This window comes from Vibrio sp. T9, assembly GCF_003123985.1.
Lineage (GTDB): Bacteria > Pseudomonadota > Gammaproteobacteria > Enterobacterales > Vibrionaceae > Vibrio > Vibrio diabolicus.
Map to the genome: position 1 here is coordinate 66,449 of NZ_NIGY01000002.1, position 26,139 is coordinate 92,587.

Sequence of the window (26,139 nt, forward strand, 5' to 3'; positions counted from 1 at the left end):
CGCCCCGCAGAGAGAAAGCGCTGCCTAAGAGGAATTAGAATGACGGACACAAGTTTGCAATCCAATACAGCGTTAGAGAATGAAACCACTCACTTTGGTTTCTCTACAGTGGCAAAAGACGAAAAAGTGACTAAGGTTGCCGAAGTATTCCACTCCGTGGCAACAAAATACGACATCATGAATGACCTGATGTCTGGTGGTATTCACCGCCTTTGGAAGCGCTTCACTATCGATTGTAGTGGCGCTCGCCCTGGCCAACGTATTCTTGACCTAGGTGGTGGTACGGGTGATTTAACGGCGAAATTCTCGCGTATTGTTGGTGATGAAGGCCATGTCATCCTTGCCGATATCAATAACTCAATGCTTAATGTTGGTCGCGATAAACTGCGCGATAACGGAATTGTGGGTAACGTGCATTACGTTCAAGCCAACGCAGAAGAACTGCCGTTCCCAGATGATTATTTTGATGCCATCACCATCAGTTTTTGTTTGCGTAATGTGACTGACAAAGACAAAGCGCTTCGTTCAATGTTCCGCGTACTGAAGCCAGGCGGCCGTCTATTGGTGTTGGAATTTTCAAAACCAGTGCTAGAGCCGTTATCGAAAGTATACGACGCATATTCATTCCACTTGTTGCCGAGAATCGGTGAGCTAGTTGCGAATGACTCAGAGAGTTACCGCTACCTAGCGGAGTCAATCCGTATGCATCCAGACCAAGAAACGCTGGAAGGCATGATGCAAGACGCAGGTTTTGAAAACACCAAATACTACAACTTAACTGGTGGTATTGTGGCTTTGCATCGCGGTTATAAATTCTAAGGGTTAACGGCATGCCATTTGAACCACTTATCACCGCTGTGATTGAAACGCCACTGAATACTCTGATCAAAGACGACCCTGCATTGGGCCGTCGTTTAGCGCGTCTAAAAGGTCAAGTTATTCAAGTTCACCTGAAAGAGATCAATAAAACACTGACGTTCGTTTTTAGTCAGCAAATTGATGTGCTCGGTCATTACGAAGGACAGCCAAACTGCTACTTATCGCTCAACTTGAGCGTGTTGCCAGAGCTGCGTGACCAGGCCAACATCACTCGCCTTATTAAACAAGATAAACTTGAGCTTGAAGGCGATATTCAATTGGCGCAGAAATTCTCTCAGTTGATGGTGGATTGCAAGCCAGATGTTGAAGAGTGGTTGTCTCGCGTAACTGGCGATGTCGCCGCACATACCTTTGTGCAAGGTTCAAAAAACATAGGCAACTTCCTCGCATCTCAAGCAGAGAAACACCAGCGTCATCTTGCGCAAGTAGTGACTGAAGAGTGGAAGTTGGCACCTGCTCCTCTAGAAGTGGCGTATTTTTGCGACCAGGTTGATGAGGTTCGCAGCCAGGCTTCTCGCGTTGAAGCACGCTTGACTGCTTTGCTGAATAAGCTGGATGCAAATAAGCCGGCATTGGAGAAACCATGACGCCAGCAGAACTAAAGCGCTTATACCACATCGCCAAAGTACAACTGGAATACGGCTTAGATGAGCTGCTTCCCGATCACCAACTGACCAAAGCTCCGTTATTACTGCGCAAAAGCCTGTTCTGGATTAAGAACAAGCATCCAGAAAAACCACTCGGTGAGCGCCTGCGTTTAGCGTTGCAAGAGCTGGGGCCAGTTTGGATTAAGTTCGGTCAGATGATGTCAACGCGCCGTGACTTATTTCCTCCGCATATTGCTGATCCCCTAGCTTTGCTTCAAGACCAAGTCGCGCCATTTGATGGTGAGCTAGCAAAAAAGCAGATGGAGCAAGCATTAGGTGGTCCGTTAGAAAACTGGTTTACCGAGTTTGATATCAAACCACTGGCGTCAGCATCGATTGCTCAGGTGCATACTGCGCGTTTAAAAGACTCTAACCAAGAAGTGGTATTAAAGGTTATCCGCCCAGATATTCGCCCGGTCATTGATTCAGATCTAAAACTGATGCACCGAATGGCGCGTATAGTCGCCGGAGCGATGCCTGAAGCACGTCGTTTGAAACCAGTTGAAGTTGTACGTGAGTACGAGAAAACATTGCTTGATGAACTCGACTTACGACGTGAAGCGGCGAATGCCATTCAGTTGCGCCGCAACTTTGAAGGCAGCGAAGAATTGTATGTTCCTGAAGTTTTTCCTGACTTCAGTAATGAAACTGTCATGGTTTCTGAGCGAATATATGGCATTCAAGTCTCTGATATTGAAGGCTTGAAAGCAAATGGCACCAATATGAAATTGCTCGCGGAGCGCGGCGTGAGTGTGTTCTTCACTCAGGTGTTCCGAGACAGCTTCTTCCATGCCGATATGCATCCGGGGAACGTGTTCGTCAAACCAGAACACCCAGAGAACCCAATGTGGATCGGGCTAGATTGCGGAATCGTTGGTACACTTAATAGTGAAGACAAGCGTTATCTGGCGGAAAACTTTCTGGCGTTTTTCAATCGAGACTACCGCCGAGTGGCGGAGTTACATGTGGACTCAGGATGGGTGCCTGCCGATACCAATGTCGATGAGTTTGAGTTCGCGATTCGTATTGTGTGTGAGCCTATTTTTGCTAAGCCGCTGTGCGAAATCTCCTTTGGTCATGTGCTGTTGAATTTGTTCAACACAGCACGTCGATTCAACATGGAGGTTCAGCCACAGCTTGTATTGCTGCAAAAAACGCTGCTGTACGTGGAAGGGCTTGGTAGGCAGCTGTACCCTCAGCTTGATTTGTGGGAGACCGCAAAACCATTCCTTGAAGAATGGATGATGAATCAAGTTGGGCCGCAAGCTTTGGTGAATGCGATTAAAGATCGCGCGCCATTTTGGGCGGAGAAGCTACCGGAACTGCCAGAGCTGCTTTACGATAGCCTGAAACAAGGTAAAGCGATGAACCAACGCATGGATCAGCTTTACCAAGGGTATCGTCAGAGCAAGCGCCAGCAGGCGACAGGAAAGTTTTTATTTGGCGTTGGCGCCACTTTAGTCGTATGCTCGGCAATATTGGTGAACAATGCTTTTGAGCAGCTTTCGTTGGCCAGCGGTATCGCAGGTGTCACATTTTGGCTGCTTAGTTGGCGAGCTTATCGTCAATAGACGTTAAACTCTTGAAATATTTTTTGTTTATTTAAAGACCCGAGGTAAAGAGAATGGGTGGTATCAGTGTTTGGCAACTTCTAATCATTGCTGTAATTGTTGTATTGCTATTCGGAACTAAGAAACTACGCGGTATCGGTGGCGATCTGGGTGGTGCCGTTAAGGGCTTCAAAAAAGCGATGAGCGAAGATGAACCTGCGAAAAATGACAAAGACGCAGACTTCGAACCAAAAAGTCTAGAAGAGCAGCAGAAAAAAGAAGCTGCTCCTGAAACGAAAAAAGACAAAGAGCAGGCGTAAAACGTGTTTGATATCGGTTTTTGGGAACTGGTATTAATATCTGTTGTTGGTCTGGTCGTTCTTGGGCCGGAGCGTTTGCCTCATGCTATTCGCAGCGTGTCTCGCTTTATCGGTGCCGCTAAGAGTATGGCAAATAGCGTCAAAGACGAATTGTCACACGAGCTGAAAGTCCAAGAGCTGCAAGAAAACTTGCGCAAAGCAGAGCAAATGGGGATGGATGATTTGTCCCCTGAGTTGAAATCTTCAGTCGAAGAATTGAAGAAGGCAGCGCAATCTGTAAATCGTCCTTACGCAAAGAACACCGATTCAGAGGCTGAGCCTGTAAAAACAGAGCCAGTAGCAGAAAAGGTAGAGAAAGCGGAAGAGAGCAAGGTTACAGCGGCAGATAAGAAAGCCGAATAGTCTCATTAGGAGGAGCTACTAGTGATTGGTAGCTCCTTTTTGATCTGGTTTTTAATAAGAGGTTTGCAATGTCTACCGTCGAGCAGACACAACCTTTAATTAGTCATTTGTTGGAGCTTCGCAACCGACTACTGCGCTCAATTTTGGCAGTGTTGGTGGTGTTTGTCGGACTAATTTATTTCTCTAACCACATTTACGAGTTTGTTTCCGCACCTTTAGTAGAGCGTCTACCTGAAGGCGCGACCATGATTGCTACGGATGTGGCTTCACCCTTTTTCACGCCACTGAAGTTGACGTTAATCGCTTCGGTATTTATTGCGGTGCCGTTTATTTTGTATCAAGTTTGGGCCTTTGTTGCTCCTGGCTTATACAAACATGAGCGTCGTTTGATTATGCCGTTGCTGTTTTCCAGCTCACTGCTGTTTTATTGCGGTGTGGCATTTGCGTATTTTGTGGTGTTTCCACTAGTGTTTGGCTTCTTTACTGCTATCTCATTGGGTGGTGTAGAGTTTGCGACCGACATTTCTAGCTATCTCGATTTTGTACTGGCGCTATTTATGGCGTTTGGTATCGCATTCGAGGTGCCTGTTGCGATTATTTTGTTGTGTTGGACTGGGGCCACCACACCAGAAGATCTAAGACAGAAACGGCCTTATATCATTGTGGCGGCGTTTGTCGTAGGTATGGTGTTAACGCCACCAGACATGATCTCACAAACCTTACTCGCCATTCCGATGTGCTTACTGTTTGAAGTCGGTTTATTCTTTGCGCGTTTTTATACGCGTCGAGGCGAAGAGGCAGAAGCGGAAACCGAAGAATAAGTTTACTGTAGATGTAAAAAGCGGCTCAATTGAGCCGCTTTTTTTTGCGGTTGGTTTGTTTCTTGGGCTAACTACTTAACTTTCATGACGTAACCACACTTTGTGCATACGTATACTTCCTTGATGCCCAGCAGCTTTTGAAAAAAACTGCGCGGTACGCGTTGTAAGTAAGCACCATGTGTACACACTTCAACTTCCATATTCATGCTGTTTTACATTTGTGCTAATTAATGGGCATAAAGCAGTATAGAAAAAGAATATGTCTAATTGTCGACAGTTTTGCAAAACAGACGAAGTAAAGTGGCGATATGAGAGGTAAGTAGAGTTGCTAGTTAATTATTATGTTTATCAATAACTTTGTGTGGGTTGTTCTATTATTTCAATAGGTTGAATCATTCATTCAATAGTTTAGGGAATAAAAAAGCGACGTTGATTTCGTCGCTTTTTTCAATTTTCGTGAATTAAATATTAAACAGCTTTTTGGCATTTTCAGTCGTTATTGCATCGATAGTTGCGACATCGACATCACGCAAGTCGGCAACACGTTGTGCAACGAGAGAAGTGTAGGCTGGTTCATTACGCTTACCACGGTGCGGTACAGGCGCTAAGTATGGACAATCGGTTTCTAAAATGACCCACTGCATATCCAAATGTGGAATTACTTTATCCATCCCGCCATTCTTAAAGGTCGATACGCCACCCAAGCCTAAGTGGAAGCCTAGCTCATTGATTGCTTGCGCTTCTTCTAAGCTGCCTCCAAAACAGTGGAATACACCACGCAGACGACCATCTTGCTCGTGTCTTAGCAAAGTGAGTGTTTCTTCAATCGAATCACGAGTGTGGATAACGACTGGTAAATCCATCTCTTTTGCCCAGTTTAGCTGAGTCACGAATGCCATCTCTTGCTCGGCGCGATAGGTTTTGTCCCAATACAGGTCGATACCAATTTCGCCCACCGCAATAAACTTGTGTTTCTCAAACCAGCCGCGGATGATTTTCAACGTTTGCTCAACGTTGTTATCCACATAGCAAGGGTGGAGTCCCATCATTGAGTGGCACACGTCAGGATATGCCGCTTCGGTTTGTAGCATGGGCTCAATAGAGTCCAGATCGATGTTTGGCAACAGGATCTTATTAATGCCTTGCGCTAAGGCGCGTTGTACTACTTCATCGCGGTCGTTATCAAATTCGCTGGCATAGATGTGCGCGTGGGTATCGATCATCGTTACTCTCTGTGCTTCATGATTGGTTTCGTATTCGAAGTATACTTGAGTGTGAGTGCTGGGTCATTTTCAGTTTTTTTCATTACCTTTTTCCAGATTGTCACTCGCAACATGCATCAAGAGTGATATGATTTTGTTCACCAGATGATTTGATCATCATAACCGTCCAGACAAGGAGAAAATGGTGTCTGTATCAATTCAAGGTCCATTCCCTGCACGCCGTATGCGTCGTTTACGTAAGCACGATTTTAGTCGTCGTTTGATGGCTGAGAACCAACTTTCTGTTAATGATCTGATTTACCCAATGTTCATCCTAATGGGTAAAGATCGTCGTGAGAGCGTGGAGTCCATGCCGGGTGTAGAGCGTTTGTCGATTGATTTAATGCTAGAAGAAGCGCAATACCTTGCAAATCTAGGCGTTCCAGCAATCGCGCTTTTCCCTGTCGTAAACCAAGACGCTAAAAGCTTATGTGCTACTGAAGCCTACAACCCAGAAGGTTTGGTTCAGCGAGCAGTACGTGCGCTTAAAGAACATATTCCTCAAATCGGTGTGATCACAGACGTGGCACTTGACCCATTCACGACGCACGGCCAAGACGGCATCATCGATGAAGATGGCTACGTAATGAATGATGAAACCACGGAAGTACTGGTTAAGCAGGCTTTGTCTCACGCTGAAGCGGGTGCTGACGTCGTCGCGCCTTCAGACATGATGGATGGCCGTATTGGTAAGATCCGCGAAGCATTAGAAAATGCGGGCTACATTCATACACAAATCATGGCTTACTCGGCTAAGTACGCGTCGAACTACTACGGACCATTCCGTGATGCGGTTGGCTCTTCTTCAAATCTAAAAGGCGGCAACAAGAAAAACTACCAAATGGACCCAGCAAACATTGACGAAGCGATCCACGAAGTGGCGCTAGACATCAATGAAGGTGCGGACATGGTGATGGTTAAACCTGGTATGCCATACTTAGATGTAGTTCGCCGAGTTAAAACCGAACTTCAGGTACCGACGTTTGCTTATCAGGTGTCTGGTGAGTACGCGATGCATAAAGCGGCGATCATGAATGGCTGGCTCAAAGAGCGCGAAATTGTGATGGAATCACTACTGTGCTTCAAACGTGCAGGTGCTGACGGCATCTTAACGTACTTTGCGAAAGATGTGGCTGAGTGGTTGGCAGAAGAGAATGCACAAACTGCTCAACACCTAAATCGTACTCCGGAAGCGACTGAAGAGTAATTATCGCTCAGTGAGAAACACCAGACCAACAAGAGTTGTTCGTCTGTATATACCCAAGTAACCTCAGGCGGATTACAACAGTAACAATCCAAGGTGCTTGGGTATTTTTATTTTGGAGAAGAGAACAATGACAATGCTGATTCGTGAAGGCACATTGGAAGAAGCACTTCAAGTTGTGGCACGTGTTACCGAATTTTCGAAAGGAGAAACGGTAGACTCCATGACTCAACGTTTAGAAGAGAAAAACAGTTTAATCCTCGTTGCAGAAAAAAATGGCACGATTGTCGGCTTCAAAATAGGTTACGAATTAGAGGATGGTGTTTTCTATAGCTGGTTAGGTGGTGTAGTTCCTGAGGCTCGAAATGAAGGCGTGGCACAATTGCTTTTGGAAGCACAAGAAGATTGGGCGGCTGAGCAAGGCTATAACACGTTAAAAGTGAAATCTCGAAATCAGTTTCCTGCTATGCTTCGATTGTTATTGAGAAATGGCTATATCATTGAAAAATTTGAAGAAAAAATTAATCTTCGTGAATCTCGAGTTCATTTCATTAAAGCGATGTGAAAATAAATGAGATTTTTTCTCATTTAACTGTTGACTACGAAATGAGAATCATTATTATTAAACCTGTCTTAGGGAATGAGGAAGAGTTCACAAGGACGTTGAATGACTTATTAACAGAAGTTGATTAACTGAAAGTTGAGAAGTGATGAAACATTTTTCCGAGAACTTGCACGAATTCTTTTTGACACGACATTGCTCACATTGCTTCCAGTGTAATTTATAGCTTCTTGGTTAAGCTGCTCTATTTACAGAATTTGCTTTACCACTTCTGCTAGGCGACCCCATTCGGGTCGCTTTTTTCTTTTCTACGATTTCTATTTGACGTCACTATTCGTATTTTTTCCACACACGATGATCATTTAAGGATCGTTGTTCTTCTCGCCGTTTTATAAAATAAATATTTAAAAACAATAACTTAACGTGCGTGTTTTTTGTGTTTTCTATCATTGGATAACCAGTGGATAATTTCTATAAACAGAGTTATCCACAGGGTGAGGTTATCTTCGTGAATAAAATCGAAAAATTTACGCGACCTAGATCGAGCGAACAAGATAGATTCGGATCAGCAGTCATGGCATCCTAGGCAGATCTCTCAAGTACTGAATTGGATACAGACAATTATGGCAAGTATTCCTGAAAATCCGTTGATCCTTATCGACGGCTCTTCTTACCTATATCGCGCTTTTCACGCCTACCCGGGCACCATGAGCAATGGTGAAATTCCAACTAATGCCGTTTACGGTGTCGTGAACATGTTACGCAGCATGATGCGTCAGTTTGCGTCTGAGCGCATCGCGGTGGTTTTCGATGCGAAGGGAAAAACCTTCCGTGATGATATGTATGCAGAATACAAAGCTAATCGTCCGCCTATGCCGGATGATCTGCGTTGCCAAATTGAACCATTGCACAATGTTATTCGCGCGATGGGTTTACCACTGATCTGCGTTCCTGGTGTCGAAGCGGATGACGTCATTGGTACGTTGGCGCATCAAGCATCACAAAAGGGCATGCCTGTATTGATCAGTACTGGTGATAAAGACATGGCGCAGTTGGTGGATGATAATATTACCTTGATCAACACTATGACGAACGTCGTGATGGATCGTGAAGGTGTGGTTGAAAAGTTTGGCATTCCACCTGAGTTAATCATCGACTACCTAGCGCTGATGGGCGATAAAGTAGATAACATCCCTGGTGTACCAGGCGTGGGTGATAAAACCGCGACCGCACTACTGCAAGGTATTGGCGGTCTGACTAAGCTGTATGAAAATCTCGATGACATTGCTGCGCTTGGCTTCCGTGGTTCTAAAACCATGGCGAAGAAGCTCATCGATAACAAAGAAAATGCCATGCTGTCGTACGAGCTCGCGACCATTAAATTGGATGTTGAACTTGAAGAAACGCCAGAATCACTGCTGAAAGCGGAACCAAATAAAGACGAACTAGTGAAGCTGTATGGTCAACTGACGTTTAAATCTTGGTTGAACGAACTACTTGAAGGTGGTTCTGGGTCGGTAGAAGCTGTTGAGCTTGCTGGCTCTGCTCAAGCCTCTGCTTCTCATGCCGAGATGGAAACTTCCGCAGTGACAATCGACCGCAGCCAATATGAAACGATTCTGGATGAAGAAACCTTCAATGCGTGGCTAGACAAACTTCAAACGGCCGAGTTGTTTGCGTTTGATACGGAAACCGACAACCTAGATTACATGCTAGCGAACCTAGTTGGTTTGTCATTCGCTGTCGATGAAGGTATTGCCGCTTATGTGCCTGTTGCACATGACTACCTAGATGCACCTGAACAGCTTGATCGTGATTGGGTTCTAGAACAGCTTAAGCCAATTCTTGAAGATGCAGCGAAAGCAAAAGTTGGTCAAAACTTAAAGTATGATGCGTCTGTATTGGCTCGTTATGATATTGAGCTAAAAGGTATCAAGCACGACACGATGTTGGAATCGTACATTTACAACAGTGTCGGCGGTAAACACGATATGGACAGCTTGGCGCTGCGCTTCCTACAGCATAGTTGCATTTCTTTTGAGCAAATTGCAGGTAAAGGCAAAAATCAGCTTACGTTTAACCAAATCGAGTTGGAACAAGCATCGCCATACGCGGCAGAAGATGCGGATGTGACCCTTCGTCTGCACAATCGCTTGTTTGCGAATATCGAGCAGGATGAAAGCCTGAAGACAGTGTACGAAGAGATTGAAATGCCGTTGGTGCCAGTTCTTTCGCGCATTGAACGCACCGGGGTCTTTATTGACGAAATGAAGCTGAGTGCGCAGTCGGTCGAGATTACCGCTCGCCTTGATGAGCTTGAAAAGAAAGCGTATGAAATTGCAGAGCAAGAGTTCAACATGAACTCGCCAAAGCAATTACAAGCCATCCTATTTGAAAAAATGGGGTTACCGGTGGTGAAGAAAACGCCATCAGGTACACCATCGACGAATGAAGAAGTGCTACAAGAGCTTGCCTTAGATTACCCACTGCCAAAATTGATTTTGGAATATCGCGGTTTGGCGAAGCTTAAATCGACGTACACGGACAAGCTGCCGAAGATGATCAACCCAACAACAGGGCGTGTGCATACTTCTTACCATCAAGCAGTAACCGCAACAGGTCGTCTATCTTCTACCGATCCGAACTTACAAAACATTCCAATTCGTAACGAAGCCGGCCGTCGTATTCGCCAAGCGTTTGTCGCACCATCTGGGCATAAGATCTTAGCGGTCGACTACTCGCAAATCGAACTGCGCATCATGGCTCACCTTTCTGGCGACCAAGCGTTATTAGATGCCTTCCGTGATGGTAAAGACATTCACGCGGCAACTGCGGCAGAAATTATGGGTCTGGATATTGAACAAGTATCGAGCGAGCAGCGTCGTCGTGCTAAAGCCGTTAACTTCGGGCTTATCTATGGCATGAGTGCATTTGGTTTGGCGAAGCAGCTTGGTATCCCTCGCGGCGAAGCACAAGCCTACATGGATAAATACTTTGAGCGTTACCCTGGCGTTATGCAGTACATGGAAGACACGCGCAGCACGGCTGCAGATAAGGGCTATGTTGAAACGATTTTTGGTCGACGTTTGCATTTACCAGAAATCAAATCGCGCAACGGGATGCGTCGTAAAGCCGCTGAACGTGCGGCAATCAACGCACCGATGCAAGGTACGGCTGCGGACATCATTAAGAAAGCGATGCTGTTGGTTGATCAGTGGATTCAGGAAGAAGGCAATGGCCGTGTGAAGTTGTTAATGCAAGTACACGATGAATTGGTCTTTGAAGTTGAAGAGTCATCATTGTCCGAAATTGAAAGTAAAGTACAGAAATTGATGGAATCTGCAGCAGAGCTAAAAGTACCGTTGGTTGCAGAAGCAGGGCACGGTGACAACTGGGATCAAGCTCATTAGTCACTTTTAGACCAAAATAACCAATTAATTATGAGCCAGCGCACAAACGCTGGCTTTTTTTTGCGATTAAAAAAGCTAGCGCAAAGTTAACTTTGATGTTGCTTAATAAAAATTTCATGAAAAAAAACTACAAAAATTCTTTGCAATTCTGACCAATTGTTGTACATTAATACTCGTAGGGTACAGAGGTAAGATGTTCTATCTTTCAGACCTTTTGTTTCACGTTATTGGATTAGGCTGATTCAGCCGCCCCAGTCAGCTTTTGACTGGGGCGTTTTTTATTGGGCGAAAGAAAATTTTTCTTTTTGTTCAATGTGTTGGGTTGGTAACGACTTGTCTTTATATTTCTCCCACCTTTAACCTATTGTCTACACTCCAATTTTCTTCAAAAACTCGCAAACTATTCAGTCTGTAAATTTATGCCAATCACACTATGATTTTTTCTTGAAGGAAACTAAGTTGACGTGAAAGTGGGTAGGTTTCTGTCTAACTTGTTGAATTGTATTTTCTTTATTGGTTATGGTTGTGAGTTAATTAAGCGAAAGCTAAAGTTAGTCGGCTTTTTAAGCTATTGAAATCATCCGATAGTTCAGCAATGCTTCGTCACATAACAATAATTACCAATTTTTCTCTCCCGTTATCCCTGCCAGGAAGGTGGGGATTTTTATTGCCTGTTATTTAGCTCAGATAAACAAAAGCCCCACCAAATGGTAGGGCCGTGTCGAAAAGATTTAACAAATATTGTTAATTATTCTTCGTCGCTTGCTGGGGTATCCAGTTCGCCTTCTTCTATCAGGTGTGCGAGCGCTGGTGCAAACCAGGTATCCAGTTTTGCGCGCAGCTGATCAACGCCTAATCCTTTAAGGGAAGAGAACACATCAACGGAAACGTCACCACCGAAAGTTTCTACTTGCTTACGAACTTTCAGCAGGGTTTGTTTGCGTGCGCCACTTTTTAGTTTATCTGCTTTGGTTAGCAAAACTTGCACAGGAATGTGGCTGTCGATGGCCCAGAAAATCATTTGCTGGTCGAGATCTTTCATTGGATGACGAATGTCCATCAGAACCACTAAGCCTTTTAGGCACTCGCGTTTCTGTAAGTATTCACCCAAAGATTTCTGCCATTTGTTTTTCATCTCTACCGGTACTTGAGCAAAACCGTATCCAGGTAGATCGACAATGTGACAACCTTCTTCTACTTTGAAAAGGTTGATTAATTGCGTACGACCAGGTGTCTTTGATGTCTTGGCTAAGCTTTTTTGATTAGTTAGACGGTTAAGTGCACTCGATTTACCAGCGTTTGAGCGTCCTGCAAACGCAATTTCGACACCTTCGTCTTCCGGTAGGTGACGAATATCGGGTGCGCTGGTGATGAAATGCGTATTTTGGTAATGAATTTTTACGCTCACTGTTAACTCCATCTCGACTTTGTGTAGTCGATTGATTACTTTTTTGTGAAAATGTGTAAAATAACCGTGCTCGGCATAAGGTCGCCTATTGTACCATGAGTGTACGCGGTATGTTCACATTCCGTGGTACTGGAAGCTTGATAATTATAATGGAATGTCATGAAGAAATTAGCGCTAATTTTGAGTCTTTTAGCCAGTTGCTCAGTATGGGCCCAAGGTAATATTGAGGCTGGTAAAGCAAAATCACAAACCTGTGTCGCCTGTCACGGAGCAGATGGCAACAGTGCAATAACAACGTACCCGAAACTCGCAGGCCAACACGCTAAGTATCTTGAGAAGCAGTTAAAAGAACTTAAGCTAGGCATGACAAGTGGTGGTAAACAAGGTCGTTACGATCCTGTAATGAGTGGTATGGCAATGCCACTGAGCGATGAAGATATCGCAGACCTATCTGCTTACTACGCTTCGCTACCAGTTTCAGAAAACTCAACACCTGAAGATGTGGTAGCAAAAGGCAAAACGCTTTATACCGCTGGTGATGCCGAGCGTGGCCTAACCGCATGTATTGCATGTCATGGTCCTCGTGGCAATGGTACAGAGCTTTCAGGTTTCCCTAAAATTTCTGGTCAGCATGCTGACTACATCAAAGCTCAGCTAGAAAAATTCCGTGATGGCGACCGTGGTAATGATATGAATGCCATGATGCGCGACATCGCGAAGAAAATGACAGACGAAGATATCGAAGTGCTGTCTAAATACGTTGGCGGTCTGCACTAATATACCTAAATCGCTCAAGATCCTGCATCTTGAGCTGGTTGGGTAGATGTCCCTACATCGTTCGAGCAACTTGTACAAAAATGCCCTAGTGAATTCACTAGGGCATTTTTGTTCGTGACAGATATCACAGTCGAGTTTGGATGCGAAAGCGATAGTTGGCTCGGCAGTTTGTGAGACATTTGCCATACTTGATGTTGGCTTTTTCTTGTTAGTGTTTTTAAGTTTTTGATTAAATGATAATTTTGATATTTTTAGAAAATAGGCGGATTATTTTTTCAACCCATTACTTGTGAGCATCGCGGGATGGCGTAAAGTAGAAGTCGTTCACAGGGGGTGAATGTAAGGATTTTAGACCACGGTTTAGGTCTCCAAGGATGTAGCTCGGATGCTTGGTGATTTAGAAAGGGATTTAGATAGGTAGGGAGCCTATCTGATAAGGATGGTCATCTCGTCTGACGGTTAAGACAGTGAAACGGATCAGGCACAGGAAGTTGCTCAGTAGACAGGAAGTAAACGGATAGCCAAAACTCATCAGGAAGATGAAAAACAACTCTTTTTGGCAGGGAAAGCTCGAAAAACAAAGGGATCATTGGTGCACCAAATGTGTGCAACACAGTTTCGCCACTTGATGGCACTTAGAAAGCGACAGTCTGACTGTCGCTTTTTTTATATTCTTTTCCCTTGGTAAGTCGCAATCTGAATTACGATTACTGCACTTATTTACTTCGATGGGTTGTAAACAAAGTTTTTTAACAAAAATTGCTGAAAAAATACTCAGTAACACTCCAATCTGAGTTCACTTTCTGGTATGTTTCGCATCCCTGTTTGAGGAAGTCAGCATGCATACCTGTCCTTTATGCCAAAATCAGCGTACTCACCACTATTTTGAAGATAAGCGACGTGAATATCTTCAATGTGAGCAGTGCTGTTTGGTGTTTGTGAATCCAGACCAACGTTTGGATGCGGAAACCGAAAAAGCTCACTATGATTTGCATGAGAACAACCCTGAAGATTTAGGTTACCGACGCTTTTTGTCGCGTATTGCTGACCCGCTCACAGAGCGAATTTCTCCACAATCAAATGGTATCGACTTTGGTTGTGGTCCTGGCCCAACGCTCTCCTTGATGCTGGAAGAGGCGGGGCACAACATGGCGTTGTACGATCTCTACTACCACCCTGATACGTCGGTTTTAGATAAAACGTATGACTTCATGACAGCAACAGAGGTGATAGAGCACCTCTACCACCCAGATTTGGTGTGGAAGCAATGGTTGAATTTAGTTAAGCCAGGGGGCTGGATAGGCCTGATGACGAAAATGGTCATCGACGTGGAGGCTTTCAAATCATGGCATTATAAGAACGATCTCACTCATGTAGTGTTCTTTAGTCGTGACACGTTCCAGTTCCTAGCAGAGCGGGATAAGCTCGAACTCGAATTTATTGGTAATGATGTAATTTTACTGAGGAAACCCCAGTAATGAGCCGTAGTAAAAAATCTAGAAAGCCAGGTGCCGCTGGCGCACCTGAGTTTGTTGTAACTCGTAACCGTACAGAATCTGATGTGGAAGGCCGCCTACGCAAGCGTGCTAAAAAGCGCAAAGGCTTGAAAACGGGTAACCGTAACTCAGAAGTTAACGAGCAGAAAAAGCAAGCTGCTGCACAAAACCGCGACCCGCGTTTAGGCAGTAAAAAGAAAATTCCTCTGGTTGTTGAGCCTGCGAGGAAAATGACGAAGCAAGAGCGTCGTTTGTCGGCAGAGCAAGAACTAGAGATGCTAGAAAATGATGCGCAATTGAACGTGTTGCTAGACCGTATTGAAGCGGGTGAAAACCTAGGCACAGGTCTACAGAAATACGTCGATGAGAAGCTCGACCGCATTGAGAAGCTAATGGACCAACTAGGTTTGTTGGAACCTGAAGAAGAGGAAGACTTCACTGCTCCTGCTGAGAAAAGCACGCGCAATGATGATGACTTGCTGGCAGATTTCGACGACATTAACTTCGACGACTACAAAGGATAATTAAGCTATGAATGTAACCTTATTAGCTATTGCTGGTGTTGTGATTATCATCGCACTTGCTTCTTATGCAGGTTACCTTCTGCTTCAATTGAAAAAGCAAAAGGAATTGCAGCTAAAGCATCAAAAATTGGCGATAGATAAACGTAACGCCAACATTTTTGAGAATGTGCATACCTTGTGTCAGGCGGGTATTCAAGGCCAATGCGATTTATCTGAAATCAGTATTCGTGTGTATAACATCATGGATTATGTACAAGGTGAAGACCGTGTCGATTTCGATAAAACGTACCCTGCAATTTCTGAGCTTTACCATATCGTGAAAGATATGGCGCGTGGTGAAGAACGCCAACAACTTGCCAAGAAAGAGCGTATGCAACAGAACTTGACGCGTCATAAAGCGGAAAGCCGCCTCACTGATGCGATCATTGAGGAGCTCAAAGTGTTGCAGAAAAACGTCCAGCCACTGAATAATCAAATCAATATTCAGATGATTTAATAGTTACCCCCAATGGTTTCCTTATGACTGTTGGGGGTATCGTGATCACGCTAGCACTTCTTTAGTTTTATAATTAAAAAGCCAGTCGGCGTTGCCACGCTTGTCATCGTCGTATGGCAAAATAGCGGCTCTGAATATCGGGTGACGGCTTTCGTTGCCCTAGCATTTAACGGAAAGTACCACCATGTCGAATCAACACACTGAATCGAAGCAGCAAATCGTCTGGGATCAAGCGGTATTGGATAAGTACAACTATTCCGGTCCTCGCTACACGTCGTACCCAACGGCGCTGGAGTTCCATGAAGCGTTCACCATTTCTGATTATGATATGGCATGCACTCAGTACCCAGACCGCCCATTATCGCTGTATGTGCACATTCCGTTCTGTCACAAGCTTTGTTACTACTGTGGTTGTAATAAAGTCATCACGCGCCACTCGCACAAAGCGGACGAATACCTCGATGTGCTTGAGCATGAGATTCGTCAACGTGCAGCCTTATTGGTGGGCAGAACGGTAACGCAATTGCACTTTGGTGGTGGTACGCCAACGTTCCTTTCTGAAAAGCAAATTACACGCGTAATGAGCCTGTTGCGCCAAGAGTTTACCTTTAGCAGTGATGCTGAAATCAGTATCGAAGTTGACCCGCGTGAAATTCAGATCACCATGTTGGATCACCTGCGTAGCGAAGGCTTTAACCGCTTGAGCATCGGTGTTCAGGACTTCAACAAAGAAGTGCAAAAACTGGTGAACCGTGAGCAAGATGAAGAGTTCATCTTTGCGATGGTTGCGCGCGCAAAAGAGTTGGGTTTTCGTTCGACAAACCTAGATTTGATCTACGGCTTGCCAAAGCAAACCAAAGTCTCTTTTGCCAAGACGTTAGAACAAGTACTGGAAATGCAGCCGGGCCGTCTGTCCGTATTTAACTACGCGCACATGCCACAGCTATTTGCAGCGCAGCGTAAGATTAAAGACGAAGATCTGCCTAAAGCAGAAGAGAAGATGGCGATTCTGCAAGACACCATCGCGACACTGACTGGTGCTGGCTACCAGTTCATCGGTATGGACCATTTTGCATTGCCTGATGACGAACTTGCCGTTGCTCAGCGCGAAGGTATTTTGCATCGCAACTTCCAAGGCTACACCACACAAGGTGAATGTGATTTGGTTGGCTTTGGTGTCTCTGCAATCTCGATGATCGGCGATGCATACGCGCAAAACCAGAAAGAGCTGAAGAAATACTACGCTCAAGTCAACGAACTTCGTCACGCACTGTGGAAAGGGGTCTCGCTGGACTCTGATGATTTGCTACGTCGCGAAGTGATCAAGCAGCTGATTTGTAATTTTAAACTAGACAAGAAAGCGATCGAGTCTGAGTTTAAAGTGAAGTTTGATCAGTACTTTAAAGAAGACTTGCAGCTACTTCAGACCTTCATCAATGATGAGCTGGTGGAAGTGGATGACAATGAAATTCGTGTGACGCTGCGAGGTCGTTTGCTGATCCGTAATATTTGTATGAGCTTCGATAAGTACCTGCGAGCGAAGGCGCGTCAGCAACAATTCTCTCGTGTTATCTAATCATAGACGCCGATTCAAGATATAAAAAAATGCCAGCAGATGCTGGCATTTTTTTATGTTTTCGCTGGATTTAAGCGCGATCTTTTACTTTTGCTTTCAGTTCCGCTTTTTCTGCTTCTGAAAGGAATGCAATCTCAAGACCATTGATTTGTGCTTGGCGAATCTGGTCTTGGCTCAGACCAGCTGCTGGTGCCGCTACTTCGTATTCGTATGGCAGCTCGATACCTTCAACCGCTGGGTCGTCAGTGTTCAGACACGCAAGAACTCCATGCTCTAGGAACTGTTTGAGAGGGTGGTTTTCTAACGTTTCTACCGTGCTTGTTTGGTAGTTTGATGTTAGGCAAGACTCAATACCAATGCGGTTTTCTGCTAGGTAATCCATCAGTTTTGGATCGTGGATCGCTTTTACGCCGTGACCGATACGAGTTGCGCCCAGCTCATTGATTGCTTGCCACATGCTCTCTGCACCTGCTGCTTCACCAGCGTGAACCGTTACCCCAAGGCCAGCGTCGCGTACTTGTTTGAAGTGAGACACAAAGCGATCGCCCGGTTGGCCCAGTTCGTCACCCGCCAAGTCGACAGCAACGATGTGATCTTTTTGGCTCAGAATGCCGTCCAGTTCTTGTTGGCACGCGTCGGTGCCAAATGTGCGGCTCATGATGCCGATCAGGTTGGCTTTCACGCCAAAATCGCGCATACCCGCTTGCACACCGTCCACGACTGCTTCAACAACACCCGCTACTGGTAACTTGTGTTTCATTGCCATGTAGTATGGTGAGAAACGCAGTTCAGCGTAATCGATTTGAGCGTTTAGTGCGTCTTCTACGTTTTCGTACGCCACACGACGACATGCATCTAGGTCGCCCAGTACCGCAACACCCCAGTCGAGCTTAGAAAGGAAAGCAACAAGAGAGGGTTCCGCTTCTACAATTTGAACGTGAGGAGTGAGAGACTCAATATCGTACGCTGGCAGAGCAATACCAAATTTTTGGCCAAGCTCAAGAATCGTTTTAGTACGAATGTTACCGTCAAGGTGGCGGTGCAAATCAGTAAGAGGAAGGTTCTTCGTTATCATTATGTCGATCCGGATAGTTATGAACTGGAACAGGGCCCAAACATCATCTGTGACAATACATGGGTAAGATTTGCAGTTAAGTATAAATAACAGTTAGGTAGATTGTCAGTAGAGGATGACTAGGAAATCAACGATTCTCGCTCTTTTCTACTTCATGTTAACCAAATGTGTTGGCCACTCTTCTAGTGGCATTGGACGACTGTAATAGAAGCCTTGCACTTGGTTGCAGCCTAAAGAGCGCAGTAATTGTGCTTGATTGCTATCCTCTACGCCTTCTGCGACGACATTGGTTTTGAGGCCTGCGGTGATATTGATGACCGCAGCAACGACCGAACTGTCTAAGTTTTCTTGCGTGAGTTGATTGATGAAGGTGCGATCAATCTTCAAACAAGTAAATGGCAGTGAGTGAAGATAACCCAGTGATGAGTAACCGGTACCGAAATCATCGATCGCGATCCCAATCCCCATATCACGCAGTTTGGTCATGTTTTCCAGTGTGGTTGGTGCGCTATCAATAATGCGCGACTCGGTGATCTCCAGTGTTAGGTTACTGGCGGGTAATTTTGTGATATCCAATACGTTGGTCACTGTATCGACAAAATCAGGGCAGGACAGTTGATTAACGGAGATGTTCACATGCAGTTGGAAGTCTGATGGCCACTGATTACTTTGAATGGCTTGGTATGTATCGCGGCAAGCTTGTAACAGAATTTGTTGGCCAATGGCTTTGATCATGCCGCTTTCTTCTGCGATTGGAATAAAATCTAATGGTGACACCATTCCTGAGTCACTGTGCCAGCGCGCCAGCGCTTCTGCGCCACACACATTACCACTAGCGAGATCCACAATAGGTTGATAATGAGGGACAAACTCTTGGTTTTCGATGCCAGTTTGAATCTTAGTCAGCATTTGGGTGCGGAACTTTGAAGCGCTTGCCAGTTCAGGGCTGTAATGACAGACACCGGTCAGTGAGTCTTGCTTGGCGTAGCTTAATGCGATGCTGGCGTTGCGAAGCCACAGCGGCATGGTTTCATTTGGTTGGGTTTGCACAATGCCAAGTGAAATCTTCATCACTACATTCTCACCTTCCACCATAAATGGGGTGGAAAAGAGTTGCTGTAATCGACGCTCGGTTTGTTTAACTTTGGCTTCCGTATCGGCGTTTGAGAGAAACACTGCGAACTCATCACCACCAATCCGAGCCAGTAACGCGTTATCACTAAACTCTTGTTTTAGCCTTTCTGCGATGCTGACCAGCAGTTGATCACCGTTATGATGACCCACACTGTCGTTGATATCTCTAAATTTGTTGATACCAAGTAAAAATAAACTGCCGTGGCACAGGTGAGATTGGTTCTCACAGATTTCGACCAAGCCTTGACGACTGTATAAGCGTGTCAGAGAGTCATAAACCAACTGCTCACGCAACGCTTTAAATGAGGCTCTGAGGTTACTCGTCATCTCATTAAAGGCATGCACAAGTACCGTTGTCTCATACACATAACCAGGTTTTGGCATACTGCTGTCCCAATCGCCATTCGCAAGGTGTTGGGCGGCGTCAGCCGTCGCGTTAATCGGCCTGGTGACTCGGTTGAAAATGATCCAACTGATGGCGATACCAAATAAGCTGACGATAAACCCGACTAGCCAACTCTTTTGTTGGCTTTTCGGCAATGTACCCAGCAACTCGGATTCAGATATAGAGGTGCCAATAAACCATGTTAAACCGTTTTGATCTCGGTATGGGGTTAGTCGGCTGAAAATACGTTGGCCGTCATGCTCAAATGAAAAGGTGTAAGGTTGCTTAGTATTGTTGAGATCAAACGACCGAACGCGGCTCGCACTGATTTTGATGATCGGATCTGCGTTTTCAGCCGCAAACAAACGCTGCCCTTTATCAGAAAACTTTGTACCCCATGAGATGACGCTTCCCGGGCCTGAGTGAGCGATTAAACGATGCTCTGGGTCCATGATGTAGACCGAAGCTTTGGTGTTGTATTTTAACTCACGTAGAAATTCGTTAAATGTGTTGATGCGAATGTCTGTCACCAACACGCCAGCAAATTGGTCGTGTTTATACACCGGTGTCATGGCTGACAGCGTAATATCCTGGCGTTCATCGGCATTCGTATAAATCTCAGACCACATCGAGGTTTGAGTCTCTGCGACGGGCGTATACCATGGGCGAGTGCGAGGATCGTATGGAGAGATAACCGTTCGAATGCTATTACTCACATGGTTGGTGCCATAAATAATCAGATCACCATCGGTATATCGATCTTGAACCATTAAGGTGTAATCGTCGGAAAGCTCGCGGCGGAACCCGGCAAAGTCACCGCTTTCTGAACCAAATGCGATGACATCCAACTGCGGTATCGATTGGTAAAGGTTTTTGAATGCACTCAGCAGGTAGCTTTGAATATCTGAGGTGTCGTGAGGGTGATAAAGGTTGTGATAGCTGACGTTATGCGCGAGAGCCATAACCGCAGTAAACGGCTTGCGCAGATAGCTATTAAGGTGGTCGTGGACACTTTCGGTTAACACGGAAAGTTGTTTGTCGCTGATATCTGTGACCACTTCTTCGTAGCTTTGTTTTTGGACGTAGACAATGACACCGATCGCCAGTAAGAAGATCATGACAAATGGAATGAGAACAGCGGTACGCAGTGTAATTTGAGTCGTAGCAGTAGACATTGCCTAATCACATAGATGGTGGTGCGCCACAATTGTACTGATATTTTTGTTAATATCGAGTGACAAACGACTCTCGTTGTTAACGCACCACGTAAGTGATTGTCAGTACAATTCTTTTAATTTTCTGGTAAGCGTGTTTCGCCCCCAGCCTAATACTTTAGCGGCATCTTGCTTGTGACCTTTAGTGTGCTCCAAAGCTGCCTCTAATAAAATGCGCTCAAATTCTGGTAAAGCATAAGAAAGCAGTTCTTTATCTCCTGCCGCGAGTGATTGACGTGCCCAATCCGCCAATTGTTCTTGCCAGCTGCCATGTTCAGAGTCCGAAATGGATTTTTTCTCTTCGAGCAGTTCGCTTGGTAAGTCGTTTGGCAATACCTCGCTACCACTGGCCATGACGGTTAACCAACGGCAAATATTCTCTAATTGACGCACGTTGCCCGGCCAATCAAGGCGGTTAAGAATTTCAACGGTCGACGGATGCAGAGTTTTGGTTTCGACCCCCAGCTCATCAGCCGCTCGGATAAGAAAATGCTGCGTAAGTTTTTCGATGTCCTGCTTACGTTCACGCAATGCCGGAATCTGCACTCGAATCACGTTCAAGCGATGGAATAAGTCTTCACGGAAATCGCCTTCATGCACCAGCTTTTCTAAATTCTGGTGTGTTGCCGCGACAATCCTTACGTCGACGCTGATTGGGGAGTGACCGCCCACTCGATAAAACTGTCCGTCGGCCAGAACACGCAGCAAACGGGTTTGAATATCTAACGGCATGTCACCGATTTCGTCTAAAAATAGGGTGCCGCCATTGGCTTGTTCGAATCGACCCTGACGAACATTGTTCGCCCCGGTAAATGCCCCTTTTTCATGACCAAACAACTCTGACTCAATCAGATCTTTGGGAATCGCCGCCATATTGAGTGCAATAAAAGGTTTGTTGGCGCGAGGACTATGGCGGTGCAACGCATGAGCAACAAGCTCTTTACCCGTGCCCGATTCACCGTTAATCAATACTGAAATTGAGGAGCGAGAAAGACGACCAATGGCTCGAAATACTTCTTGCATGGCTGGCGCTTCACCGATGATTTCTGGCGTTTCCGCAGGAATGTCTTCTGGAGAGAGTTGCTCACGTTTATTTTCGTGACTGTGTGCAATCGCTCGTTCAACCAGAGTTAAGGTTTCATCGATATCAAAAGGTTTTGGTAAGTATTCAAAGGCACCTTTTTGGTACGCATTCACTGCCGCATCCAAATCTGAGTGGGCGGTCATGATAATCACGGGAAGGTCTGGGTAATCGCGCTGTACTTGTTTTAGCAGCTCTAATCCATCAATGCCCGGCATGCGAATGTCTGATACCAGCACATCTGGTACTTCGCGTTCGAGCGCCATCAAAACGCTTTCCCCATCGGCATAGGTTTCGCATTTTATGTTGGCAGAGGAGAGCGTTTTCTCCATCACCCAGCGAATAGAACTGTCGTCATCAACGACCCAAACATATCCTTTACTCATGTAGTAATCCTTGCAGCAAACCGAAAAACTGATGCGACTTGAAGTCCATTAGTGCAATCAGATCGGCAAATAAATAGTAAATGTTGTGTGACCAGGCCAGCTTTCTACGTCTATTTTTCCATTGTGCTGGTCGATCAAATTTTGTGAAATAGACAGCCCTAAGCCAGTTCCTCCCTCGCGGCCACTGACCATGGGATAGAACAGCGTGTCTTGTAATTCCGGTGGAATGCCTGGGCCGTTGTCTGTGATTTCGACACGTGCAGCGAGTTTACAGCGTTTGCCGTGAATATTAGCTTGATGCACCGTTCTGGTGCGAATGGTGATTTTGCCGTGTTCTTGATGGCTAAGAATTTGCGCTGCATTACTGACGATATTAAGCATCGCCTGTTCGATTTGGTCCGCATCCATCAAAATTTCTGGCAAGCTCGGGTCGTAATCGCGTTCAATCACGATTGAACGTTGCGATTCTAATTCAACCAACTGGCGGACCTTTTCCAGAATTTGATGCAAGTTTTCTTGTGTCTTCTTACCTGGCTTTTGTGGCCCGAGTAATCGATCAACAAGCGCTCTTAAACGGTCGGCTTGCTCAATAATGATGTGCGTATACTCGGTGAGAGAAGGCTCTGGCAGCATTTTTTCTAGCAATTGCGCTGCACCACGTAATCCACCTAGCGGGTTTTTGATCTCATGTGCAAGCCCTCGGACTAACAGTTTCGCCGCTTGTTGTTGGGCGTGCTGGTTCAGTTCTTGAGAGAGTCGGCGCTGTTGATCAATTTTGCGCATCTCAACCAGAAGCATCAACTGCTTTTGCCAAGTGATTGGGCTAACTGTCACCTCTAGCATTAAGGGGCGGCCATCAACTACGAAAGTGACGTCACTGTCGGTGATGCTTTGGCCACTTTGCAATGGTTGAGTGAGCAGCGCGAGATCCAGCGACGCATGTTGAATCAATTGAGAAAGCGATTGTTCAACAATACGTTTCGCGCTTTGAGAAAACAGCAACTCGGCAGCCGGATTGGCATAACGGATAGCCAATCCATCATCAAGAATCAGCGTTGCTGTCACCATGTTATTGAGAATGGCACTAGGAAGACTGGTATCCACATTACGTCCTTGTTTTGCTTTAAGATTGTGCGTTGCACAATAATGGTGCAATTGAACGTTAAGTATGGCGAATAAATCTCAGAAGAAAAAGTGAAAAGCACCGCAGTGATGCTATTTTTTTCACCAGATATTCTATTTTGCCCCTTTTACGGTCGGCTTAACACTTGCTCTATGTAAATGCACCGTTATAGGGCTAGTAGATGCAATAAGCTTGCCGCTTCTTTTCGCGTGCACGGCCAGTGTGTGGGTGCCTCGGTCAATATTGTTTAACTGCCACATCATATGGCTTTGTGGCGCACCATAAGGTTTTCCGTCGAGCAGCAGTTGCAACTGTTCGCCGATACCAAGCTTGCGATTGGTTTCCAGTTGAATATTGATGATGCCTCGGTTGCTGCGGATGGTTTCGTTATGTTGAGGAGTCAGCATCGAGAGCTTTAATGGGAGAGGTTTATCGGTTTTCTTTTCCGGCTTGTCTTGTGGCTCTTTCGATGGCTTGGTCTGAGGGGCGAGTGATTCCGTGCTTTCTACCTTAGGAGCGGGTGCGCTGGCTTCAAGGTTTGGCAGCGCGATGGCTTTTGCACCTTGGTTTGGCGTATCACTAAAATGAACCACGCCATTTTTATCTACCCATGTATAAGCAACCTGCGCTGATGCGATGGAGGCGATTAACAATCCGCTGAGAGCACATAGCGATGGAATAAGCTGAACTTTCATTGCCCACCTTCTTTTGATCGATGATTTCACGTTTCAATGGCTTAGCTCTTTGACCTACAAGGTAAAAAGTCCAAGCGTATTTTTATTATCCCCTCATGTTAAACGTCGAATCTTGACTGACGAATACAAAAAAGGCCCGCCTGCGAGGCGAGCCTAATATTTTGTTGCTATGTTTACATTTTACACAGTGTCGACCTTACACAGAGTAGTAAAGTTCGAACTCAACTGGGTGAGTTGTCATGTTCACGCGCTCTACGTCCTGAGATTTCAGCTCGATGTAAGAGTCGATGAAGTCGTCAGAGAATACACCACCTGCTGTTAGGAATTCACGGTCAGCATCTAGCTCTGCTAGTGCGTCTTTCAGTGAGTATGCAACCGTTGGGATTTCTGCTGCTTCTTCTGCTGGTAGATCGTAAAGGTCTTTATCCATTGCTTCGCCTGGGTGGATCTTGTTCTTAATACCGTCAAGACCAGCCATTAGCATTGATGCAAAGCATAGGTATGGGTTAGCCGCTGGGTCACCAAAGCGAACTTCGATACGACGTGCTTTCGGGCTTGGTACCACTGGGATACGGATTGAAGCAGAGCGGTTACGTGCAGAGTAAGCAAGCATAACTGGCGCTTCGAAGCCTGGTACAAGACGTTTATACGAGTTTGTTGATGGGTTAGCAAATGCGTTGATTGCACGAGCGTGTTTGATGATACCGCCAATGTAGTAAAGCGCCATTTCAGATAGACCGCCGTACTTGTCACCAGCAAATAGGTTTACACCATCTTTCGCTAGAGATTGGTGAACGTGCATACCGCTACCGTTGTCACCAACAAGTGGTTTAGGCATGAATGTTGCCGTTTTACCAAACGCGTGAGCAACGTTGTGTACAACGTACTTGTAGATTTGGATTTCGTCAGCTTTGGTTGTTAGCGTGTTGAAACGAGTTGCGATTTCGTTTTGACCCGCTGTTGCCACTTCGTGGTGGTGTGCTTCAACAACAAGACCCATCTCTTCCATTACTAGACACATAGCAGAACGGATATCTTGAGATGAATCCACTGGAGCTACAGGGAAGTAACCACCTTTAACGCCTGGACGGTGACCTTTGTTACCTTCTTCGTAATCAGAACCCGTGTTCCATGCTGCTTCTACGTCATCGATCTTGAAGAAAGAGCCTGACATGTCAGTCGCGAATTTCACGTCGTCAAATAGGAAGAATTCTGGCTCAGGACCGATAAGTACAGTATCTGCAACGCCAGTAGAGCGCATGAAGTCTTCAGCGCGTTTTGCGATAGAACGTGGGTCACGGTCGTAGCCTTGCATTGTTGCCGGCTCTAAGATGTCACAACGGATGTTGAGTGTTGCGTCTTCCGTGAATGGGTCAAGCACAGCAGAAGATGCGTCAGGCATCATTACCATGTCTGATTCGTTGATACCTTTCCAGCCAGCAACTGATGAACCATCGAACATTTTACCTTCTTCGAAGAAGTCTGCGTCGATTTGGTGAGCAGGGATCGAAATGTGCTGCTCTTTACCTTTTGTATCAGTGAAGCGTAGGTCAACAAACTTAACTTCGTTTTCTTGGATCAGCGATAGAACGTTTTCTACTGACATCTTGGATAACCTCCAGTGTTAATAAGCGGTAAAAGCTCGATTTATGAATTATTCATGAAACCTGGCATTGATTAATCAATTTGACTTTTCATTAATCGATGCTGTT

Annotated in this window: 22 protein-coding genes; 14 read left to right on the forward strand and 8 right to left on the reverse strand. The window is 45.5% G+C overall.

What is annotated here, in order from left to right; translation table 11 throughout:
• The first annotated feature begins 39 nt into the window (after nt 1-39).
• The 6 genes from ubiE (at nt 40) to tatC (ending at nt 4,619) form a co-directional block, all read left to right on the forward strand.
• Entirely contained in the window at nt 40-819 is a 780-nt protein-coding gene (gene ubiE, locus CBX98_RS04520) for a bifunctional demethylmenaquinone methyltransferase/2-methoxy-6-polyprenyl-1,4-benzoquinol methylase UbiE (protein WP_005394436.1), read from the forward strand.
• Between the two features lie 11 nt (nt 820-830).
• Nucleotides 831-1,466: an SCP2 domain-containing protein gene (locus tag CBX98_RS04525; RefSeq protein ID WP_109168669.1), complete on the forward strand. Its 636-nt coding sequence runs from the start codon at nt 831-833 to the stop codon at nt 1,464-1,466.
• Nucleotides 1,463-3,097, forward strand: a complete 1,635-nt coding sequence (gene ubiB, locus CBX98_RS04530) for a ubiquinone biosynthesis regulatory protein kinase UbiB (protein ID WP_104974618.1) — start codon at nt 1,463-1,465, stop codon at nt 3,095-3,097. The genes CBX98_RS04525 and ubiB overlap by 4 nt, the downstream gene beginning before the upstream one ends.
• A gap of 53 nt (nt 3,098-3,150) precedes the next feature.
• Nucleotides 3,151-3,396 (forward strand): Sec-independent protein translocase subunit TatA, encoded by a 246-nt coding sequence (gene tatA, locus CBX98_RS04535; protein WP_005382958.1) that lies wholly within the window; start codon nt 3,151-3,153, stop codon nt 3,394-3,396.
• Between the two features lie 3 nt (nt 3,397-3,399).
• The gene (tatB, locus tag CBX98_RS04540) at nt 3,400-3,798 is read left to right on the forward strand and encodes a Sec-independent protein translocase protein TatB (protein WP_048624600.1); all 399 of its coding nucleotides are present in this window, start codon (nt 3,400-3,402) and stop codon (nt 3,796-3,798) included.
• 68 nt (nt 3,799-3,866) lie between these two features.
• Nucleotides 3,867-4,619, forward strand: a complete 753-nt coding sequence (gene tatC, locus CBX98_RS04545; protein WP_005394442.1) for a twin-arginine translocase subunit TatC — start codon at nt 3,867-3,869, stop codon at nt 4,617-4,619.
• Between the two features lie 461 nt (nt 4,620-5,080).
• Here tatC and CBX98_RS04555 read toward each other — a convergent pair whose 3' ends face one another.
• The gene (locus CBX98_RS04555) at nt 5,081-5,842 is read right to left on the reverse strand and encodes a TatD family hydrolase (RefSeq protein ID WP_109168670.1); all 762 of its coding nucleotides are present in this window, start codon (nt 5,840-5,842) and stop codon (nt 5,081-5,083) included.
• Between the two features lie 184 nt (nt 5,843-6,026).
• Between CBX98_RS04555 and hemB the strand changes: the two genes are divergently transcribed.
• The 3 genes from hemB (at nt 6,027) to polA (ending at nt 11,057) form a co-directional block, all read left to right on the forward strand.
• A complete protein-coding gene (gene hemB / locus CBX98_RS04565; protein WP_031777176.1) occupies nt 6,027-7,088 on the forward strand; it encodes a porphobilinogen synthase in 1,062 nt (353 codons plus the stop codon).
• A 127-nt stretch (nt 7,089-7,215) separates the two neighbouring features.
• Nucleotides 7,216-7,650, forward strand: coding sequence for a GNAT family N-acetyltransferase (locus tag CBX98_RS04570; RefSeq protein ID WP_012841227.1), 435 nt, complete (start codon nt 7,216-7,218; stop codon nt 7,648-7,650).
• 620 nt (nt 7,651-8,270) lie between these two features.
• Complete coding sequence (polA, locus tag CBX98_RS04580) at nt 8,271-11,057, forward strand: DNA polymerase I (protein ID WP_006741776.1); 2,787 nt, start codon at nt 8,271-8,273, stop codon at nt 11,055-11,057.
• A 748-nt stretch (nt 11,058-11,805) separates the two neighbouring features.
• Here the strand turns inward: polA and yihA are convergent.
• Nucleotides 11,806-12,465: a ribosome biogenesis GTP-binding protein YihA/YsxC gene (gene yihA / locus CBX98_RS04585; protein WP_005394452.1), complete on the reverse strand. Its 660-nt coding sequence runs from the start codon at nt 12,463-12,465 to the stop codon at nt 11,806-11,808.
• A 159-nt stretch (nt 12,466-12,624) separates the two neighbouring features.
• Between yihA and CBX98_RS04590 the strand changes: the two genes are divergently transcribed.
• From CBX98_RS04590 to hemN, 5 genes are all read left to right on the forward strand, one after another.
• Nucleotides 12,625-13,242: a c-type cytochrome gene (locus tag CBX98_RS04590; RefSeq protein ID WP_005379248.1), complete on the forward strand. Its 618-nt coding sequence runs from the start codon at nt 12,625-12,627 to the stop codon at nt 13,240-13,242.
• A gap of 839 nt (nt 13,243-14,081) precedes the next feature.
• A complete protein-coding gene (locus tag CBX98_RS04600; RefSeq protein ID WP_172605921.1) occupies nt 14,082-14,720 on the forward strand; it encodes a class I SAM-dependent methyltransferase in 639 nt (212 codons plus the stop codon).
• Entirely contained in the window at nt 14,720-15,262 is a 543-nt protein-coding gene (yihI, locus tag CBX98_RS04605) for a Der GTPase-activating protein YihI (RefSeq protein WP_109168672.1), read from the forward strand. Before CBX98_RS04600 ends, yihI begins: the two co-directional genes overlap by 1 nt.
• Before the next feature lie 7 nt (nt 15,263-15,269).
• On the forward strand, nt 15,270-15,758 hold the full coding sequence (locus CBX98_RS04610; protein WP_005379254.1) for a DUF2489 domain-containing protein: 489 nt from the start codon (nt 15,270-15,272) through the stop codon (nt 15,756-15,758).
• A gap of 184 nt (nt 15,759-15,942) precedes the next feature.
• A complete protein-coding gene (gene hemN, locus CBX98_RS04615) occupies nt 15,943-17,334 on the forward strand; it encodes an oxygen-independent coproporphyrinogen III oxidase (protein ID WP_109168673.1) in 1,392 nt (463 codons plus the stop codon).
• 70 nt (nt 17,335-17,404) lie between these two features.
• Here hemN and add read toward each other — a convergent pair whose 3' ends face one another.
• From add to glnA, 6 genes are all read right to left on the reverse strand, one after another.
• A complete protein-coding gene (gene add / locus CBX98_RS04620; protein WP_005395038.1) occupies nt 17,405-18,409 on the reverse strand; it encodes an adenosine deaminase in 1,005 nt (334 codons plus the stop codon).
• A gap of 147 nt (nt 18,410-18,556) precedes the next feature.
• A complete protein-coding gene (locus tag CBX98_RS04625; protein WP_005395037.1) occupies nt 18,557-21,103 on the reverse strand; it encodes an EAL domain-containing protein in 2,547 nt (848 codons plus the stop codon).
• 102 nt (nt 21,104-21,205) lie between these two features.
• Complete coding sequence (gene glnG, locus CBX98_RS04630) at nt 21,206-22,609, reverse strand: nitrogen regulation protein NR(I) (protein ID WP_005395036.1); 1,404 nt, start codon at nt 22,607-22,609, stop codon at nt 21,206-21,208.
• A 57-nt stretch (nt 22,610-22,666) separates the two neighbouring features.
• A complete protein-coding gene (gene glnL, locus CBX98_RS04635; protein ID WP_005395035.1) occupies nt 22,667-23,713 on the reverse strand; it encodes a nitrogen regulation protein NR(II) in 1,047 nt (348 codons plus the stop codon).
• Between the two features lie 132 nt (nt 23,714-23,845).
• Nucleotides 23,846-24,427: a DUF4124 domain-containing protein gene (locus CBX98_RS04640; RefSeq protein ID WP_047009386.1), complete on the reverse strand. Its 582-nt coding sequence runs from the start codon at nt 24,425-24,427 to the stop codon at nt 23,846-23,848.
• A 196-nt stretch (nt 24,428-24,623) separates the two neighbouring features.
• Nucleotides 24,624-26,033 carry a glutamate--ammonia ligase gene (glnA, locus tag CBX98_RS04645; RefSeq protein WP_005395023.1) on the reverse strand — a complete coding sequence of 470 codons (1,410 nt, stop codon included), beginning with the start codon at nt 26,031-26,033 and terminating at the stop codon, nt 24,624-24,626.
• Nucleotides 26,034-26,139 lie beyond the last annotated feature (106 nt).

Coding starts and splice junctions, on each gene's coding strand:
- ubiE (WP_005394436.1), top strand. CDS start 40: ATGACGGACACAAGTTTGCAATCCAATACAGCGTTAGAGAATGAAACC.
- CBX98_RS04525 (WP_109168669.1), top strand. CDS start 831: ATGCCATTTGAACCACTTATCACCGCTGTGATTGAAACGCCACTGAAT.
- ubiB (WP_104974618.1), top strand. CDS start 1,463: ATGACGCCAGCAGAACTAAAGCGCTTATACCACATCGCCAAAGTACAA.
- tatA (WP_005382958.1), top strand. CDS start 3,151: ATGGGTGGTATCAGTGTTTGGCAACTTCTAATCATTGCTGTAATTGTT.
- tatC (WP_005394442.1), top strand. CDS start 3,867: ATGTCTACCGTCGAGCAGACACAACCTTTAATTAGTCATTTGTTGGAG.
- CBX98_RS04555 (WP_109168670.1), bottom strand. CDS start 5,842: ATGATCGATACCCACGCGCACATCTATGCCAGCGAATTTGATAACGAC.
- CBX98_RS04570 (WP_012841227.1), top strand. CDS start 7,216: ATGACAATGCTGATTCGTGAAGGCACATTGGAAGAAGCACTTCAAGTT.
- polA (WP_006741776.1), top strand. CDS start 8,271: ATGGCAAGTATTCCTGAAAATCCGTTGATCCTTATCGACGGCTCTTCT.
- CBX98_RS04590 (WP_005379248.1), top strand. CDS start 12,625: ATGAAGAAATTAGCGCTAATTTTGAGTCTTTTAGCCAGTTGCTCAGTA.
- CBX98_RS04600 (WP_172605921.1), top strand. CDS start 14,082: ATGCATACCTGTCCTTTATGCCAAAATCAGCGTACTCACCACTATTTT.
- yihI (WP_109168672.1), top strand. CDS start 14,720: ATGAGCCGTAGTAAAAAATCTAGAAAGCCAGGTGCCGCTGGCGCACCT.
- CBX98_RS04610 (WP_005379254.1), top strand. CDS start 15,270: ATGAATGTAACCTTATTAGCTATTGCTGGTGTTGTGATTATCATCGCA.
- hemN (WP_109168673.1), top strand. CDS start 15,943: ATGTCGAATCAACACACTGAATCGAAGCAGCAAATCGTCTGGGATCAA.
- add (WP_005395038.1), bottom strand. CDS start 18,409: ATGATAACGAAGAACCTTCCTCTTACTGATTTGCACCGCCACCTTGAC.
- CBX98_RS04625 (WP_005395037.1), bottom strand. CDS start 21,103: ATGTCTACTGCTACGACTCAAATTACACTGCGTACCGCTGTTCTCATT.
- glnG (WP_005395036.1), bottom strand. CDS start 22,609: ATGAGTAAAGGATATGTTTGGGTCGTTGATGACGACAGTTCTATTCGC.
- CBX98_RS04640 (WP_047009386.1), bottom strand. CDS start 24,427: ATGAAAGTTCAGCTTATTCCATCGCTATGTGCTCTCAGCGGATTGTTA.
- glnA (WP_005395023.1), bottom strand. CDS start 26,033: ATGTCAGTAGAAAACGTTCTATCGCTGATCCAAGAAAACGAAGTTAAG.